This is a genomic window from Streptomyces aurantiacus, assembly GCF_001418335.1.
GTDB classification, from domain to species: domain Bacteria; phylum Actinomycetota; class Actinomycetes; order Streptomycetales; family Streptomycetaceae; genus Streptomyces; species Streptomyces aurantiacus.
Genome location: NZ_LIPP01000005.1, coordinates 45,444 through 61,958 on the forward strand (window position 1 = coordinate 45,444; position 16,515 = coordinate 61,958).

The 16,515-nt window shown below is 65.7% G+C and carries 15 protein-coding genes and 1 pseudogene; 12 read left to right on the plus strand and 4 right to left on the minus strand.

The genetic code is table 11. The features are described from left to right. Positions 1-173 precede the first annotated feature (173 nt). From AOK01_RS43300 to AOK01_RS00910, 10 genes and pseudogenes are all read left to right on the plus strand, one after another. The gene (locus tag AOK01_RS43300) at positions 174-332 is read left to right on the plus strand and encodes a hypothetical protein (RefSeq protein WP_157871150.1); all 159 of its coding nucleotides are present in this window, start codon (positions 174-176) and stop codon (positions 330-332) included. Positions 333-531: 199 nt separating this feature from the next. After that, complete coding sequence (locus AOK01_RS00875; RefSeq protein WP_055507286.1) at positions 532-1,512, plus strand: hypothetical protein; 981 nt, start codon at positions 532-534, stop codon at positions 1,510-1,512. A gap of 140 nt (positions 1,513-1,652) precedes the next feature. Then, entirely contained in the window at positions 1,653-3,167 is a 1,515-nt protein-coding gene (locus AOK01_RS00880; RefSeq protein WP_055507288.1) for an amino acid permease, read from the plus strand. A gap of 392 nt (positions 3,168-3,559) precedes the next feature. Next, positions 3,560-4,467: pseudogene (locus AOK01_RS00885) on the plus strand (type I glutamate--ammonia ligase); the annotation flags it as partial. A 90-nt stretch (positions 4,468-4,557) separates the two neighbouring features. Then, positions 4,558-5,604: a hypothetical protein gene (locus AOK01_RS00890; RefSeq protein WP_157871152.1), complete on the plus strand. Its 1,047-nt coding sequence runs from the start codon at positions 4,558-4,560 to the stop codon at positions 5,602-5,604. Positions 5,605-5,912: 308 nt separating this feature from the next. Beyond that, on the plus strand, positions 5,913-6,263 hold the full coding sequence (locus AOK01_RS44575) for a hypothetical protein (protein WP_245702017.1): 351 nt from the start codon (positions 5,913-5,915) through the stop codon (positions 6,261-6,263). 9 nt (positions 6,264-6,272) lie between these two features. Then, positions 6,273-7,088 (plus strand): tyrosine-type recombinase/integrase, encoded by an 816-nt coding sequence (locus AOK01_RS00895; RefSeq protein WP_245702019.1) that lies wholly within the window; start codon positions 6,273-6,275, stop codon positions 7,086-7,088. Then, positions 7,085-7,927 carry a hypothetical protein gene (locus AOK01_RS00900; protein ID WP_157871153.1) on the plus strand — a complete coding sequence of 281 codons (843 nt, stop codon included), beginning with the start codon at positions 7,085-7,087 and terminating at the stop codon, positions 7,925-7,927. The genes AOK01_RS00895 and AOK01_RS00900 overlap by 4 nt, the downstream gene beginning before the upstream one ends. A gap of 632 nt (positions 7,928-8,559) precedes the next feature. After that, on the plus strand, positions 8,560-9,675 hold the full coding sequence (locus AOK01_RS40460; protein WP_245702020.1) for a tyrosine-type recombinase/integrase: 1,116 nt from the start codon (positions 8,560-8,562) through the stop codon (positions 9,673-9,675). Beyond that, entirely contained in the window at positions 9,672-10,253 is a 582-nt protein-coding gene (locus tag AOK01_RS00910; protein WP_055507295.1) for a DUF6262 family protein, read from the plus strand. Before AOK01_RS40460 ends, AOK01_RS00910 begins: the two co-directional genes overlap by 4 nt. 1,528 nt (positions 10,254-11,781) lie before the next feature. On the opposite strand, the gene AOK01_RS00915 is transcribed toward AOK01_RS00910, so the two are convergent. After that, positions 11,782-12,294: an anti-sigma factor antagonist gene (locus tag AOK01_RS00915; RefSeq protein WP_425424709.1), complete on the minus strand. Its 513-nt coding sequence runs from the start codon at positions 12,292-12,294 to the stop codon at positions 11,782-11,784. 20 nt (positions 12,295-12,314) lie between these two features. Continuing rightward, complete coding sequence (locus tag AOK01_RS40465) at positions 12,315-12,884, minus strand: RNA polymerase sigma factor (protein ID WP_157871154.1); 570 nt, start codon at positions 12,882-12,884, stop codon at positions 12,315-12,317. Positions 12,885-13,250: 366 nt separating this feature from the next. Here AOK01_RS40465 and AOK01_RS00920 point away from each other — a divergent pair, with 366 nt between their 5' ends. Next, a complete protein-coding gene (locus tag AOK01_RS00920; RefSeq protein ID WP_157871155.1) occupies positions 13,251-13,739 on the plus strand; it encodes a hypothetical protein in 489 nt (162 codons plus the stop codon). 206 nt (positions 13,740-13,945) lie between these two features. Further along, a complete protein-coding gene (locus AOK01_RS40470) occupies positions 13,946-14,497 on the plus strand; it encodes a radical SAM protein (RefSeq protein WP_079103076.1) in 552 nt (183 codons plus the stop codon). 249 nt (positions 14,498-14,746) lie between these two features. Here AOK01_RS40470 and AOK01_RS00930 read toward each other — a convergent pair whose 3' ends face one another. Beyond that, complete coding sequence (locus AOK01_RS00930) at positions 14,747-15,304, minus strand: hypothetical protein (protein ID WP_190849995.1); 558 nt, start codon at positions 15,302-15,304, stop codon at positions 14,747-14,749. A 27-nt stretch (positions 15,305-15,331) separates the two neighbouring features. Further along, positions 15,332-16,327: a hypothetical protein gene (locus AOK01_RS00935; protein ID WP_213862033.1), complete on the minus strand. Its 996-nt coding sequence runs from the start codon at positions 16,325-16,327 to the stop codon at positions 15,332-15,334. Positions 16,328-16,515: the final 188 nt, after the last annotated feature.

A 16,515-nucleotide genomic window follows, 5' to 3' on the forward strand; every position in this document is an offset into this window, starting at 1 on the left:
ACGTCATGAACTGGAATCTTTAAGGCAGATCTTTGACAATGGCCATATAGATTTGTTTCATCCTGCAATTAACATTTCCATGATCGGGATTCGAAAGAGCTTTGCGCCAAGCGCTGCTGGTGGACCGAATTTGCTTGAACCGAAGGCAGCCGCAGCATTCCGGCACCCTCTGCATGCCCACTCTCAGCGGATCTCTCCGGCTCTACCGCGTCACCGATCCCAAACGGTTCGACAACCGCCGCCACCCCCTGGACCTCGAACCCCACACCGAGTGGGCGAACCGCTTCCAGGCACAGACCCTGCCGCCCGAGCGCACAGCCGCCTTCGGCTGACCTATGCAAGCCCCGTTGTGCCGCAGTCATCAGTCCCGGCTCTCCCTATAGGCGGCGGATCACGAGGGCTGTGGCCCGACGACCCCACCCCCTGTCCTGAGGACTCACTTCCATGCCTTCCTTACGCGCACGGGGCCAGTGCGCCGCCGTCACCCTCCCAGCTTTCTCACACGGGGGCCCACTGATGCCCCCTGCTGGCATGAGCCTGACACTCCCGCATCCCGCCGGCAGGGACGCCGACCTGCGCGTCGCGCTGGAGGACCTGCGGCTGAATCGGTGGCTGTCCACGAAAGAGCTGCTCGCCAGAACGGATTCCTGGTCACTGCGGTGCAGCCGCAGTCAGGTCCTGGGCCGCGCGGCGGTGGACACCGAGGCGATCGAGATGTGGGCCGCGGAGGAGCCTGAGGACTGGAACGCCTGGATGATGCGGGCCCGCGTGCTGAGCGAACGCGTGGTCCTCGCCCACCGCAACGGGGTCTCCCGGCCACAGCTGATGCAGGCCATTCTCAAGGCCCGTTACGCGTGCAGCGCGGCTGCGGAGTGGAAGGCCGATCCGGTACCGCCGCTGTGCTTCATGACGCTCGCGCAGGTCGATGACGACCCGGGGCGGCCGCACAATCCGCTCAACTGGATCGTGCGTGAGGACCTACTGCCGCCAGGTCCGTGGCGACTGTTGGACGCGGTGCACCAGCGCGATGCGCACAACCGTGAAGCCTTCCACCGGATGCTCGCCGTCTTCCGCGCCCGCGGCGACGAGCTGATCACCTTCGCGCAGTGGGTGGCGTCCAGAGCCCCCGTGGGGTCCCCGCTGAAGGTTCTGCCGCTGTACGCCTTCGTCGATCAGTACCGCAAGCAGTGGGCGACACGGCAGACCGCCAGTGTGCTCGCGTACTGGATCACGGAGGACAAGGCCCACTACGCCCGCCAGGCACTGCATGAGTGGTTCGAGCCGACGCAGCCCGCACCAGGGCGGCCCGACACCCGTTCCCTGCTGGATCTGAACCACCTTGCGCACGCCCTGACGGCCACCGGCGTAGGCCATGCCGGCCCGGTGTTCGAAGCGATCGGCCCGCACGTGACCACCGCGCCGTGGGCCCAGGTCGCCCACGAGCCGCAGGAGTGGCAGGAGGAATTCCTCAAGGCCCGCCGCCCCGCCCTGAGATCCAGGGGCCGCCGATGACCATCCGAGGCCCACCCTCCGCAGCCGCGAACCCTTGCGCTCGCCCTTCCTTCTTCGAGTCGTTCAGAGGACCTTTCCGTTGCACTTACCACCCGCATTACGCCGTCTCTCCCCTCCTCCCTTCTCTCCCGAGGTGCCTGATGTCGCACAGACGATCAACTAGCCGCCGTCCGCTGGACGACGACGCGGCGCTGCGCGGGCACGGCTACACGCCCGAGCTCAAGCGCGGCATGGGCGGCTTCGGGAACTTCGCGATCAGCTTTTCCGTGATCTGCATCCTGGCCGGCGGCATGACCCTGTTCGGCTACGGCCTGAACACCGGCGGCCCTGCCGTCATGCTGTGGGGCTGGGTCGGCATCGGCGCCATGACCCTCATCCTCGGCGCGTGTCTGGCCGAGGTGACCTCCGCTTATCCCACCTCGGGCGGCCTGTACTACATGGCCCACCGCCTCGGCGGCCCGCGCTGGGCGTGGGTCACTGGCTGGCTGAACCTCCTGGGCCTGCTCGGCGCGATCGCCGGCATCGACTACGGGTGCGCGCTGTTCGTCGGCGCGTTCGCCAACCTGCAGTGGGGACTTGAGCCCACGCCCGAGACGACGATGCTGATATTCGCCGGCATTCTGCTGCTGCACGGCACCCTCAACACGCTCGGGATGCGCCTGGTCACCGTGCTGAACTCGATCTCGGTGTGGTGGCAGCTCGCCGGCGTCGCGCTGATCGTCGGCGCGCTCACCCTCGCCCCGGGCGAACGCCAGAGCGCCAGCTTCGTCTTCACCCATTTCAACAACGGCACCGGCTTCGACAACCCCGTGTACGTGGCCGCGCTCGGCTGTCTGCTGGCCGCGTACACGTTCTGCGGCTACGACGCTTCCTCCCACCTGTCGGAGGAGACCAAGGGCGCACAGATCGCAGCGCCCAAGGGCATCGTGCGCGCCATCGCCTGGTCCTGGGCGGCCGGGTTCGTTCTCCTGGCCGGGCTGCTGTTCGCGATCGAGGACTACGCGGGCACCCTGGGCACGAGCACAGGTGTGCCGCCCGCGCAGATCTTCATCGACGTCCTGGGCACGGGCGTGGCCAAGGGGCTACTCCTCGTCGTGATCGTCGCCCAGTTGTTCTGCGGGAACGCGGAGACGGCCGCCGCCTCCCGCATGGTGTACGCGTTCTCGCGCGACGGGGCCCTCTACGGCTCCGCGACCTGGCGCCGCGTCAGCAGCCGCACCAAGACCCCCGTCCCCGCGGTATGGCTGTCGGTGGGGATCGCGCTGCTCCTGGCGCTGCCCAGCCTGTACTCGCCGACCGCCTACGCCGCCGTCACCGCGATCAACGTCATCGGCATCACACCCGCCTACGTCATCCCGGTCTATCTGCGGCGGCGCCACCCGAAGAAGTTCACGCCGGGCCCCTGGCACCTGGGCGCCTGGAGCAAGCCGCTCGGCTGGATCTCGGTGGGCTACGTGAGCGTGCTGACCGTCGTCTTCTGCCTGCCGCAGGCTTCCCCGATCACCGTGCAGTCCTTCAACTACGCGGGCATCGCCCTCGCGGTGGTCCTGCTCATCGCATGGCTCACCTGGATCACCAAAGGCCGACGCTCCTACAAGATCCCGCCGCTCGGCACCGAAGCCGAAACCGTGGCACTGTCCGAAGGCGTGCTGTGATGACCCACGAGACCGAACCGAGTGGCCTGCTCGTCCTGGGGCGCGGCGGCCAGCAGCCGCAGGACCTGGGCCGGCTGGTGCGAGACCGCGAGATCACCACGGTGATGCTCGCCGTCCCCGACATGCAGGGCCGACTCAAGGGCAAACTCCACGACGCCCACACGTTCCTGGGCCGCTTCGAATCGCACATGTGCGCCTACGTGCTGGCCACCGACTGGGACATGAACGCACAGCCGGGGTACCGCCTCACCGGCTGGGACAACGGGTTCCAGGACCTGCGCGTCGTCCCCGACCCGAAGTCGATCCGCCGGCTGTCCTACCTGCCCGGCACCGTCCTGGTCCACGGCGACGCCGTCCACCAGGGCTGGCCCATCGACGTCGCCCCGCGGCAGATGCTCCGTCAGCAGATCGCCGAACTGGCCTCCCTCGGGTATCGGGCCAAGGTCGGCATCGAGAGCGAGTTCATGCTCTACAAGGGCACCCCGGCGCAGGCCCGCCGCCGCGGGTACCGAGGGCTCACCCCCGTCTCGCCCTACAACCTCGACTACGCGCTCGACCACCCGCCGGCGCTGGCCGCGTTCTTCGACGACCTGAGGGAAGCGCTGCATGCGGCCGGCTGCCCGGTCGAGATCAAGACGGAGGGAGCTCCCGGACAGATCGAGGTGACCTGGCCCTACGAGGACCCGATGACGGCCTGCGACATCTACACCGTCCACCAGCACGCGGTGCGCCATCTCGCCGCACAGCACAAGATGGCGCCCACGTTCATGGCCGCCCCGCAGACCGGGGTCGGCAGCGGCCTGCACCTGCACGTCTCCCTGTGGCGCGACGAGGAGGACTCGGCGTTCTGGATGCCGCAGGGCAGTGAGCTGCCCGAACCGCTGCAGCACTCCGTCGCCGGGCTCCTCGACGCCCTGCGCACCTGGCACTGCTGTACGCGCCCACCCCGAACTCGTACAAGCGCTACCGACCGCACTCGTTCGCCCCCACCCGCTTCACCTGGGGACACGGCAACCGCACATGCACCATCCGTATCACCGGCGAGGAGTCGAACCCGCACCTGGAGAACCGCGCGCCGGGCGCCGACGCGAACCCCTATCTGGCCCTGGCCGCCACGCTCGCCGGGATCATCCACGGCCTCCGCAACCAGCCGAAGCTCCCCGCGCCCTGCACGGGCGACAGCTACCAGAACACCGAGGCGCGCGAGATGCCGTACAACCTGGATGAGGCAACCACCGACTTCGCCAGCAGCCGTATCGCGTCGGTCGCATTCGGGCCCAACCCCGTGGACCACTACGTCCATGCCGCCGAGCTCGAACACGCCGCCCTCACGTTCGAGGTGACGGACGTGGAACTGGCGAGGGGTTCGACCGTGGCTGAGGTTCCCACCGTGACGTTCCCCGTCACCGCTACGCCGGCGCGCCGTGTGCTGTGGCAGCTCGCAGGTCTGCTGTCGCTGGCCACCCTCGCGAGCCTGGCCGGCGGAACGGTGTTCGCTGCGTCCTTGTACGGCGTGCAGTGGGAGGTCACCGAACTGATCAAAGTCACCCAACTCGCCTGCAGTTACCTGGTGGGCGGCTGGCTCACCTGGCTGGTGCTTCGCCGACCCGCCCCGAAAACCGCTCCACGCTGGTGGCGGCCACTGCGAGGACATGCGGCAGGGACGCTGGGAGTGGCGATCTCCGCGTTGGCCATGCCGGCGGCCGGCACGCTGGGCCGCGATCTGGGGCCGGCGCTGTTCGGCTGCGCGGTGGCATGGCTGGCCGTGGAAATCTGCCGTTCTCACGGCGTCTGGCCGGACAACGGGGCTCCCCATACGCCTGTCCAGCAACTGCAGCGCTGGAAGGTCGCACAGTGGGGGTTCATCGTTTGCGGCGTGTCCGGTCTCCTCTTCGGCCTGCTGGGGAAGCTGCTGACCTGGCTCGACCTGGACATCATGCCGGTCATGCAGGACAGCCAGATGGCCACGCTCGGTATCAGCGGTCCGCTAGAACTCGCCCTGACCATCGTGCATTCCGTCACGATCGAGGACGTCGTCATCGTCGCGGCCACGATCACGCTGATGAAAGCCGTACGCAGACCCACATGGGAGATCTACACCCTGGTCTGCCTCATCGAGATAGGACTGCACGCCTACTTCGGGCTTCCCGCCATCGGCGCCGCCGCCATGGCCGCAGGCCGCGTCTGGCTGTACCTGCGCTACCGCAGCCTCCTGCCCCTGATGGCCGCACACACCCTATGGAACCTCTTCCCCGAACTCGGGCGGCTGTCCTTGCCCAACCGGCTGATGGCGGGCGTCCTCCTCGCCGTCCTATTCACCGAGATCGACCGCCGGCTGAAGAAGACCGCCAGTCAGCCACCCCCGAAAGCACCCGCCTCCTCACAGCCCGCCACCCCTACCCATGACCGCGACCGTATGCAGGAAACGCGCCCGTGAGCACGACGGACGAACTCACTGACCCCGACGCGTGAGTCCACCATCTCTGCGACACCCGGGATGGCGGGGCCACACGGCGCCCGCCACCCCGACACCGCACCGCTCAGCACGACCGAAAGGAAACCGTCCATGACGATCACCTCCGCGCGGCCCCAAGCCCCGCCCACCATCTCGGAGTTCCTGGCACTCGGGCTTACCGACCGGCTATCCGAGTGTTCGTGACGTTCGCCGTGACCGTGCCCTGAGTCCTGGCGTACTCGTTGACCGCCTATGTACGCGACGTGGTCAAAGTGCGCCAGGAGGCTTGTGTGGATGGGAAGTTGGTCATTGACGATCTACGGGTACAGGAGCTGGAGCTCGCGGACGGCACGTTCGCGTACACGATCCTGTGGCCGGAGGGCGCGACCCACCGAGAAGCGGACGGCTTCCTTCGGACTCGTCAGCCCGGTACGGACCGCACCTACGCCTTCCAGTTGGTGGACCACCTGCGGTGGCTGGTGCACGAGGGCCTGACACCCGCCTCGGTGACGCTCGATGACCTGTACCGGTACATGGGTGCGGTTGGCGCGAAGGTCCCGGGTCCGTACGGACAGCCGTGGCGGACGGGTAAGCGGCCGTACGGACACTCGGCCTTGAAGCTGGCCGCGTCCTGCCTGTAGGGCTTCTACTTGCACGTCTCCGGGCTGGGCATCAACGAGGAGTTAGGCAAGCGACTGGATCGAAGCCGGCTGCCGACGCGCCAGGACCGCAATCGGGCGCTGCTCGGACATACGCAGAAGCAGATGCCGAAGAACCCGCTGACTCCGAAGCAGGTACGTCGTCGCCACCCGAAGATGGCCCCCGAGGGTGCGAAGCAGATCCTCATGGAGGCAGTGAACTTCGCGCGAGACCGGCTGGTCGTGACCTGGCTGGCGGACGGAGGCTTCCGCATCGGCGAACTGTGCGGCCTGCATCAAGCGGACCTGCATCTACGGGAGAAGGCGGCCTGCGGCCAGTGCCGCTCTCCGCACGTGCACGTCGTGCACCGGCCCGCCAACCCCAACCGGGCCGCCGCGAAGACCAAGGCAGAGTGGTCCATCGAAGATGGCGTGGTGCGCGATGGGCTGATCCGTCGGGCCAGTCCTGCGATGATCCACACCTACTTCGAGTACATGACCTGCGAGTACCCCCGCGACGCCGGGCACGGCATGCTGCTGGTCCAGCAGCATGGCCCACGCCAAGGCCAGCCGTGGAGCACGGACGCCGCACGCGGCATGCTGCGTCGGGCCGGGGACCGGGCCGAGCTCGGCCGAGTCAAGCCACACGGATTTCGGCACTCGTTCGCTACAGCCGTTCTCGATGCCTCCGGCGGTGACCTGGTGGTCACCCGAGAGGCGGGCGGCTGGGCATCGGCGAGCACGGTCGATGAGATCTACGCACACGCCGACGTCCACGACCCCGACTTCGCCCGGGCCCTGCAGAAGGTCTGGGGTGAGGAGCTGTGACGCATCTTGAGCCGGCATCTCGGCAGCCAGATCCGCGCCGGCGAGAGGTTCGAGACCGGCTGGAGCTGTTGACCGCTCTGATCAACGGTCCGGACTGCGATCCGGTCTTCAGCAAGGAGATCATCAGAATCCCGGCTGATCACCCGGTCTACCCGTGGTTCTGCTCGGTGCTCGCATGCCAGCGCCCCCGGCACTCCAGGGCGGATCTATGCCCAGAGCACGGCAAGCAGTGGCGGGTAGTTCGTGAGGAAGGCACGGACAGAGGCAACTTCGTGCGCACCGCAGAGCCCTTGCAGCCGCGCCCCGCGACGATCGCGTCCGTGGTGTGCCGGATCTGCCGGACGCGCCCCGCATTCAACCGGGAGTTGGCGCTCTACCAGCGGCACCGCAATCAGTGGGTACGCAGCGCCAACGACACCGCCTTCGAGCGGTGGCTGGCCTCGCAGTCTCCCTACGTAAGTTACGGGGAGTGCAAGGTGACGGTCTGCGATGAATTCGCGGAGTCTGCCCTGGGGTTGTGCACCGTCCACGCCGACCGTTATCGCCGCGTGGGCAGCCCGGGTCAGGCGAGACTGCCCGCCGGATCGTTCATTTCCTACGAAAAGGCCGGGCGTGATGTCCCTGTCCAGTACGCCGACCAAGCAGTCTTCCTCCGCTGGTGCGCGACGGCTCAAGCCTTGCGGCAATCGGGGCAGGTGAACCTGCGCGGCCTTCGCCCTCTGGCTCGGGCCGAGTTCCAATGGAGCCTGCATGCCCATGGGTACGTGCGCGGGCGGTGGTGGAACCTCGCATGGATTCAAGACCTGGTGGACCTCTGCCGAGAACAGGCCGTCAACTAGCTTCTGGAGGCCGACGTCACGGGGGTGCGTGCGGACCACCGCGCTGTGGTCCACGAGATGGAAACCCACCTGCGTCTGATCTACGTGACCCCGGCGGAGACCAAGGAGGCCGGCTTCATCGAGACGGAGCACTTCGGGCACCGGTTCCCCACGCGCTCCAGCCGCTTCGATCTCACCAGAATCACGCAACGCTGGCTCCGTGACCTCGCGTGGGAGTACCTGGCGGACCGGATGCGCTCCCCTCAATGCCCGCGTACCGGGTTCTTTCTCGACCATGCCCAGCGAGCCTGCGCCGAACTGAGCACCTTCCTGGAACTCGTGGCCACCGGCGGTGGCCACGACCCCGCCCAGCTGCAGGCGGAACACATGCAGCAGTTCGTCGCTGACGTCCGGCGCCGGGAATCAAAGGGTCTGCCCTCCCTCGCCAGGCGCGGAGCTCATGATCGACCGGTCATCATGTCTGCCTCCGCCCGCCGGGAAGTCTTCAACCACTGCCGCCGAGTGCTCCGCTTCGCCCTCGACTCAGGAGAGGCGGACATCCTTGCGTTGGAGCGGGGCTTCATCACCGCCGTGCCCTACGGGCACCCAAGCGAAGCCGCCACCCCTTCCCCGACGAGGTGGCACAGGCCGTCGTGGATGAGACGAATCTGGGGCGGCTGGCCGCGGCATACGACCCGCAGGACCGCGGGCTGCGGGATATGTGGGAGACCATCGTCGCAACAGGGCGGCGAGCCAGCGAGGTTATCGAGCTCAAGCTGGAATGCCTCGGCCGATACAACGGGTTGCCCATGCTCTGGCACGACCAGACCAAGGTCGGCAACTACGACGAGGCCATCCGCATCCCCGAGCCGGTCTACGTCATGCTCCAACGCCGCCAGCGCAAGACCCGCGCATGGTTCGCTGAGCGTCACTCCGGCCGCTATCCGGCGGCGAACGAGCGGGCCGCCCTTGCGCTCTTCCCGTCGCCGATCTGTAACCCCGAGGGACAAACTCCCCTGTCCTACACGTGGTTCAACAGCAAGTTCAGACAGTGGATCCAAGACCTCGAACTCGGAAAGTACGTCGCCCACCAGCCCAGACACACCCTGGCCACCCGCCTGCTGCGACACGGAGCCACCCTTTCGCACATCCGCCGCTACCTGGGCCAGGTCTCAGACCGGATGGCCGAGCACTACGTGAAAGTCGCGGTCTCCGAGATCGAAGACGTGCTGCAGCACATCTGGGTCGCCGGCCCCGGGGCGCCCAATCCGGGGGAACTCCTCTCCGGCCCGGTCACGCCGCTGGATCGCCGCCAGGCCGAGGCGCTTGCCGTGGACCTCTCCCGTCGCAGCACGCCGGCCCAAGGCGGCTTCTGCACCTTCCAGCCCGTAGTCGACGGCGGGGCCTGCCCGTTCAACCTCGACTGCGAGAACTGCGACAAGTTCGTCATGTCCGGCGCCGACCTTCTCTACTGGCGCCGCAAGCGAGAGCACTGGGGTTCCGTCGCCGAGCGTGCTCCAGACGACCGCACCGCCGACTACCTGCACGAGTTGTTCGCACCGACCGCCAAGGCCATCGACGGGCTGGAGCGGGCTCTGGCCGGCCTCGGGTTACTGGAGGACGCCTTGGCTCTCGACCTGCGACGGCCCCAGGACTACTTCGAGCGCCTGTGGAACATCGGCTTCAAGGCCGCTGATCTCGCTGCCGCCGCTGACGACACGGCCGAGCACGATGACGAGGGCGATGCCGAGGAGAGGCGGTCGGCATGAGCGCACCAGCCTCCCCGCCGCGCACGGCCGCCGCCCTGGCCGCCCGCGAACGCCGCGTCAAGGACATGCTCCAGCGAATCGAAGCCACCGTCGCCGACTTGCGGCGCCGACACACCGCAGTCACCTTCCAGGCCGTCGCCCGCAAGGCGGGCGTCTCCCGCACCTTCCTCTACGAAAACCCCGAGGCCAGGAACCTGATCGAGACCGCACGGCAGCGGGGCAAAGGGGCCGGCCGACCAGAGCAGCATCACGGCAGCGAGGCCGAGACGGCCTGGCGTGAACGCGCGCTCAACGCCGAAGACGGGCTCAAGACCGCACATGCGGAGATCAGAAGACAGCGCTCCCGCATGGGCCAGTTGCTCGGTCAGATCCGCGACCTGGAGGCCCGCTGGTCGGACGAGTCGGTGACGCACCTGGTCGAGCAGAACGCGCAACTCAAACAGCGAGTTCAGCAACTGTCCCAGGATCAGCGGCAGATGGAGGAGCGACTGCAGGCGGCCCGGACGAACAACAGGTTCCAGGACCGCCGCATCGCCCAGTTGGAAGCACAACTGCTGGCACAATCCGGCGGCAGTTGAGCACCGTGCTCGCCTTGCAACTCGGGGCCCGCGTCAGGGCCCGGGCAGCGGCAGGCCGGGCATCTGCTCGTGCCGCGGGTGCTGGCCCCCCTCGCGGACCTGCCATGTTCCGTCGCCCGGGGTGAGCATGATGCCTGTTGGCGACCGTCCGGGTCCGCTGACTCAGTCACTTGTAGCGCGGACCAGGGTTGACCTCACGGTTGAACCGCCGCATCCGCAGCCCGCCCACCGCCTCGCGATCGGGCAGGGACAATACGGAATTCCTGAAGACGACGTCGAGGCCCCGGCTTGCTGGCCATAAGATCCTTCTCCACAAAAAGAAGCCCCATGTGCCATTGCCATCCAAGGAACGATCTCTAGTCTGAAAGGCATGGCCTGCGGAGAAGAAACCGAGATCGAAGAGCGGCACTGGTCCTGGTGCCGAAAATGGGGCATTCCCTACCCGTGTCGGAAGTCGAGAAGAGTGACGAAGTTCAGGTACGACTTCTTCCCCACACGCTCGCGACTCTCCTGGCCCTTCCGCTGCAAGTACGAGGGATGTTGCGGAGGCGCTCTGTATGAGTGGGGAAACTGGTGCTGGGGAGGAACCGTAAACTCTGCGTGGAACCAGTTTTCCACCGTGACGCGATACTTCGGCTCTCGACTTTCTCCTACCGGAGATTGTCCTTTCGGCGGCGGAATCGATTAACGAGATCTTTCGGCGTAGCCATTGATCGGAGGACGCCAGGGCGGCCTCTACTGCAAGCTCCATCCACATCTCACGACGTTCGCGGCCGGCGTCCACTTCTCCGTTGGCGCCCGCCTATCCCTACACGGTGGCCGCCACCGGCCTACTCGCCTTCCGCTGGCATGCCTATCCTCTCGACCGGGTCGACGTCACTGTCCACTGACCGACGCTGTTGCCCAGGCGAGTCGCTGATCACCCTCTTCGCTGTCCAACCCGTCAAGGGGCAACTGATTGGTGTCAGGGGATTCCTTAGGTTCGCTCTGCCGCACAGAGATGAGTTCAACAGGCGCCGCGAGTTGCGGATACTGGAATCCTCGTGCGCAACCACCAACGTGCTCGGTGAAATTGACCCATTAATTCACCCCTGCATTGAGGTCCATATTTCAGGAGGTCGACCACAGGGGGGTTCTGGCCTCGATCCGCCAGATCCCTGCACGCAGGCCTGATGCGAATATTCCCACCAGGCCATAAGTGGAAGTGCCAGGGGCTTCCCATTGGTCCGACATGTTGAAGGTTGAGACCCCGGTGTCCCCGTGCGGTGTGGTGAGCTGTCCGGTGAAAGTCACCGTACCGAACGACCAGCCGCTACTACTGCCCCCGGCGAGGGGTATCTTTCAATTGAAGAGTACCGAAGCTTCTGTGGGTTGTGAGTCGAAGGCGTGACAGTCGCCTTCCCAGCGCAAGTTGATTCCGAAGGTACGCTCGCAGTGAACGACGTGATCTCCAGCGACCCGATTGAAGAGGCCGAACCTGTTCTGTGCGTACCCGATCCTCGATCCTGTGTTGCCGCCGGTCAACCCCTTAGGTCTCGCTTCCTGCTGCCACAGCCTCATCTACCGTGCCATACACGGGAAATATGTTAACGAGGTTGGTAATTCGGAGAATCTTGAGAATTTCCTGGGAGCGTACATTATGGCACACCAGGAGAACTTGGCCGCCGTGTTTGCGTACCGCTTTGAGATCAGCAACGATTACATTCAAACCAGTCGAGTCGAGAAAATCCAGTCTGCTGAAATCAATGATGTGGCGATACTGCCCCTGCATTACGAGGTCAGCCAGGGCTTCCCGAAGGAATGGGGACGTGTAGACGTCAATCTCGCCACCCAATTCAACGATTGCGAACCCAGGGACGAACCTTGTCGATACGGCTAGCTGCCCAAGCTCGTACCCATCAATTATCGGGGCGCTGATCTGCAAGCTGTCATCTTGAGCCTGCCGCTTAACACTTCGCAGGGCTTCCTCTATTTCTTCAGGGTCAATCTGCACGTCCGCAAATTTTTCCCCTTGGCGGGCGGCCCAGTTCTCAATTTCCACATCGTCCCACGTGCGCCTATTCATTCCTTTTCGCCCTCCCGATTCAGCCCACGCTCAATCAGCGGAGCCAGACGCCTCCGTGCATGCCGGAGAGTTGAGCGCACAGTGCTTTCTGGCATGTGCAGATGTTGCGCGACCTCCTTACATGTATACCCGTCAAGCAGCCAGGCCGTAACCCGGCGCTGAGCTGGAGGCAGCAACCGGAGGGTGGCAAGTACCTTGCGCCACTCCTCCTCATCGCTCAGTTTCTCTTCGGGTCCCATTTCTCTCGCGGCATTAGACTTCCTATGAGCTTTTTTCTCCCTCGCGTGACGTCGCAAATCGCGCTCGTTAGTGCGCCAAGCAATTCGGACCGCGACCTTGCGCACCCAGGTCCGCGGCTCCCATATTTCCGACCAGTCCCGGTAGGCCAAGATCATTGCATCCTGGGCGGAATCTAGCGATGCCTGCTCGCTTAAACCATGGATCTTTAGATGAGCGACCAGGCGTGGGTATTCTTTCCGGAAGAATGAATCGAATTCATCTTCGTTGCCGGACAAGACATCAGAGCTCTTTTCTCCGAATCGCTGGGCGTGCAGGAGCGTGGCCAATTTTTGTGTATTCTTCGCGATCTCCAGAGTCTCATCCTGCCGATGCTTCCAAGGCTGTGGTGACCACGCAGCGAGTGTGTTGAAGCGTATCCGGCAACTAGGGCGCCAGCAGGGGCTTGAGAGAATAGTTGCGTCGGCGTCGCGAAAGCATGCCGCGCCCCCTGATCCCGCTGCCAAGCCATCATGTCGACGAGCATCTCGCCGAACGATCCGACTGTCCAGGTGCACTCAATGCTGCCGGTTTGTCGGGCTCAAGTCAGCTGTCAGGCCTTGCGCCGGGACATCTCCGCCAGCGGGGGCGACGAGGCGAGATGACAGCCGAGGGACAGTCGAGTGGCATGCGGTCGTAACGAATGTGCCGTCCAGTTGCACAACATGCAGGGCCTGTTGGCTCTAAGAGGCATGGATGAACCAGAGCAGACGTTGAAGGGTGCCAGGTCCATCAGGGCCGGGCACCGTGGGCACACGCACATAAGCGCGAAAAAACGGGCGGCCATCGCTGCCGCGATCTCCAGCACCGTCGGCAGCACGGCGGGCCTGACGGCCGCTCACCTCGGCCTAGACCCGAACCAGTCCGCCCAGATCGGCGCCGTGGTCAGCGGCGCTGTCGGTAACCTCCTCTCCCAAGCCTTCCGCCTGACGCCGAACGACGGCGACAGGGCTTCGGAGGGCAGCTCCCCCTTCCGCGCTGCCGAGATCGAGCCAACCGTCTCGGATGAAGTGGCTTCACCGGGCCGTGCCAGCGAGAGCGACCGCAAGCACCCCCGCCACCGCAAGCTCGAGCGCGCGGCACGGCGGCGGATCGAGCGGCGTCATCGGGCCGGACGGAAGGAGAAGGGACATGACACGTCCTGAGAGGGGGATGGGTGTAATGAGCCGCGCCCAAAGGCATTCCGGTCCGCGGGCAGTGCGATGTCCTGCCGAACGTCAGTCACCGCAGCACCGACCGACCATGTGGCGAACATGTCCGGCATGCAAAGTGCCTGGTCAAGCCATCTTCTCGCAAGAGTCGGTCGGGAAAACTGGAGATCACCGAACGGTGTCAGCTCACCTGCCCCACCATGTGCTACGCGAAATCAGGCCCCACCCGGGGGCACGGCGAGATGTCCACCGACGACTGGAAGCGGCTCATCAGCGACACCGCCGAGGTCGGCGTGAAGAAAGTCCAGTTCACCGGCGGGCAACCCACCCTGCACCCCGAGTTCGAGGCCCTGGTGAACCGCGCCCTGGTACTCGGCCTGACCGTGCGGGTCTACAGCAACCTGTACCGCGTGAAGCTTGAGCGCTGGGAGCTGTTCATGCGCCCGCGGGTGACGGTGGCGACGTCGTACTACAGCGACGATCCTGCAGAGCATGAGCGCGTCACCAACCGTAGGGGCTCGCACGCGGCGACCCGCGCGAACATCGTCGAGGCCCTACGCTGCGGCATCAGCTGCAGGTCGGCACCGTCGAGGTCTTCGAGGGGCAGCGCACCGCGCAGGCACGCGAGGAGCTGCTCGCCCTCGGCGCCGACTGGGTCGTCACCGACCGGGTCCGCAGCATCGGCCGCGGCGAGGTCCACATCCCGAGCACCAGCGACCTGTGCGGCTGGTGTGCCAAGGGCCGGGCGGTGATGATGACCGACGGCACCGTCACCCCGTGCGTCCTAGGCCGTTTCCTGCCTACGGGGAACGCAAAGACCGACGGGCTCGCCGTCGTGTTCGGTGGACGGGCCCCTTGTGTCCAACCTGCGTCCAGAACGCGTCCTAAAAGGACAGGCCCGGTTAGCCCAGGGGCCGTCTCCCTCACCCGGGAGACCGGCTCCGAAACGATGCACAGTGGATTCTCCTTCCGGATGTGCAGACGCTCCGCCACTACACCTCTCACACCCCCGGCCGCCGCGCCGGCACCGGCGGCGATGCCGGGGCCGGCCCCGGCGGAGTGAGCGTGACATCCGCGAGATCGATATCGCCCCCCGCTATGACTTTGCCGAACAACCACACCAGCCGCGTCGCCCGCGCCACCCCCAGAGCTATGGCCGCCTCGGCCAACCAGTGTGTCCCGCCTGGGTCTCGCTGCGTCGTATCGAGGATGATGGCCATCAGGCACAACCCTGAGATCACCAGCGTCGCGCTGAGGATGCTCATCCAATTCCGACGGAACTGCGGCCCCTGTACAGGATGAGTGCGTAGCGTGCGCATCCGTTGCCCAGTGGATGCGGCGTACAGGGTGACGGCCGCGGTGATGAAGCTGCCGACAACGGCGGCGACGGTCGCCGTCGCGGTGTAGGCAGCGACCCTCTGTTCCCTGTCGGGCCAAGCCAGCACATCCCCGCCACCTGCGATCTGCACAGCCGCCGCATGCACCCCGGTGATCGTCAGCGCGAGGATCCAGTCCACCGCTGGCCGTCCCACCCATCGCCGCCACAGCCAATCCAGCATGTCGGCCCCCAACTCCTGCGCTGCTGCTTAGATTAGCGGCCGGTACTGACAGGCTTCCTGGAGCGCACGTTCATGCGTACAGGCCGCGGCGAAGATCGCGTCGACGGCGTAGTGCAGATCGACCGATCGGCCGTCGGTGAACGCGATCGGCACTTCGCACTGCGCCGTGATGCGGTGTGCCAGGAAGTCGAGCGGCTCGTACTCCAGGGACTGTCGGTGTGGGTCCCGGATGGCGACCTGGCCGCTGACCGAGCGCACCACGCCCGACTCGTCCATCCACTCATCGAGGTCGGGAATGAACTGCAGGACATCACTCCGCAGTTGGGTGGCAGCACGGTTCCTGCGGAGCTTGCTCAGCCGTCCCCCGCGCCTGGGAACCTTCAGCGAGAGCGTGATGGAAGTATCGGGATGGCGCTGCCCGAAACTCCGCAACGAGTCCGCGAGATCGCCTCGCGCGCTCAAGGCACTGACCGTGTCCGCCGGGGCGCCTTCGAGCTGCACGGTGAACTCCGACACCGCCTCGATGCGGTTGAGTTTCTCACGGGCTCGCGCGTGAATAACCGGCTTGAGTACGACCTCGCCGCACGAGAGTCCGATCCCGTTCAGCCACTTGGTGATGGCGCTGACACGCGGCGCGGAGAAGCCACCAGGCAGGGCGCCGATGATGTTTCCGTAGGACAGGAAGCAGAGCGTGGTCACATGGACGACATCCGTGCCGGCCGCGAGCTGTAGGGCTTCAATGGTGCCGTTGCTGTGGTCGAGTTGGTGCGGTACCTCACCAGTGATCTTGGCGAGCTGGAGATGGTCGGCCTCGGTGGCCGTATCCACGATCCCGACCAGTTGGTCGTCCGCGCTGCGCACGATCCGCTCGTGCGGCTCCGAGACCGCGACACGGTCAAGGAAGCCCCGCCAGGGCTGGGGTTCCATGCGGGGCTGGCCGTCTTTGGCTTCGACGACCTCGAAGAAATACACGGTCCGTTGGCGTACCGCCCCGGCCATATCCGCCTCCCCGCTGCGGTTCATTGAATGACACATGAGCGTAGGCGGACGCGCCGTGACGCATGCCATACCGGCCACGGAATGGCCTGATCGCGACAATCTCCATCCAGTTCATCTCGAAACCACCCCAACTTGGCATCTGGATCCTGCGACACCTCCTCCCACCTGGCACGATGTCCCCCTCATTTATCTGACGATATGAACACGTCGCG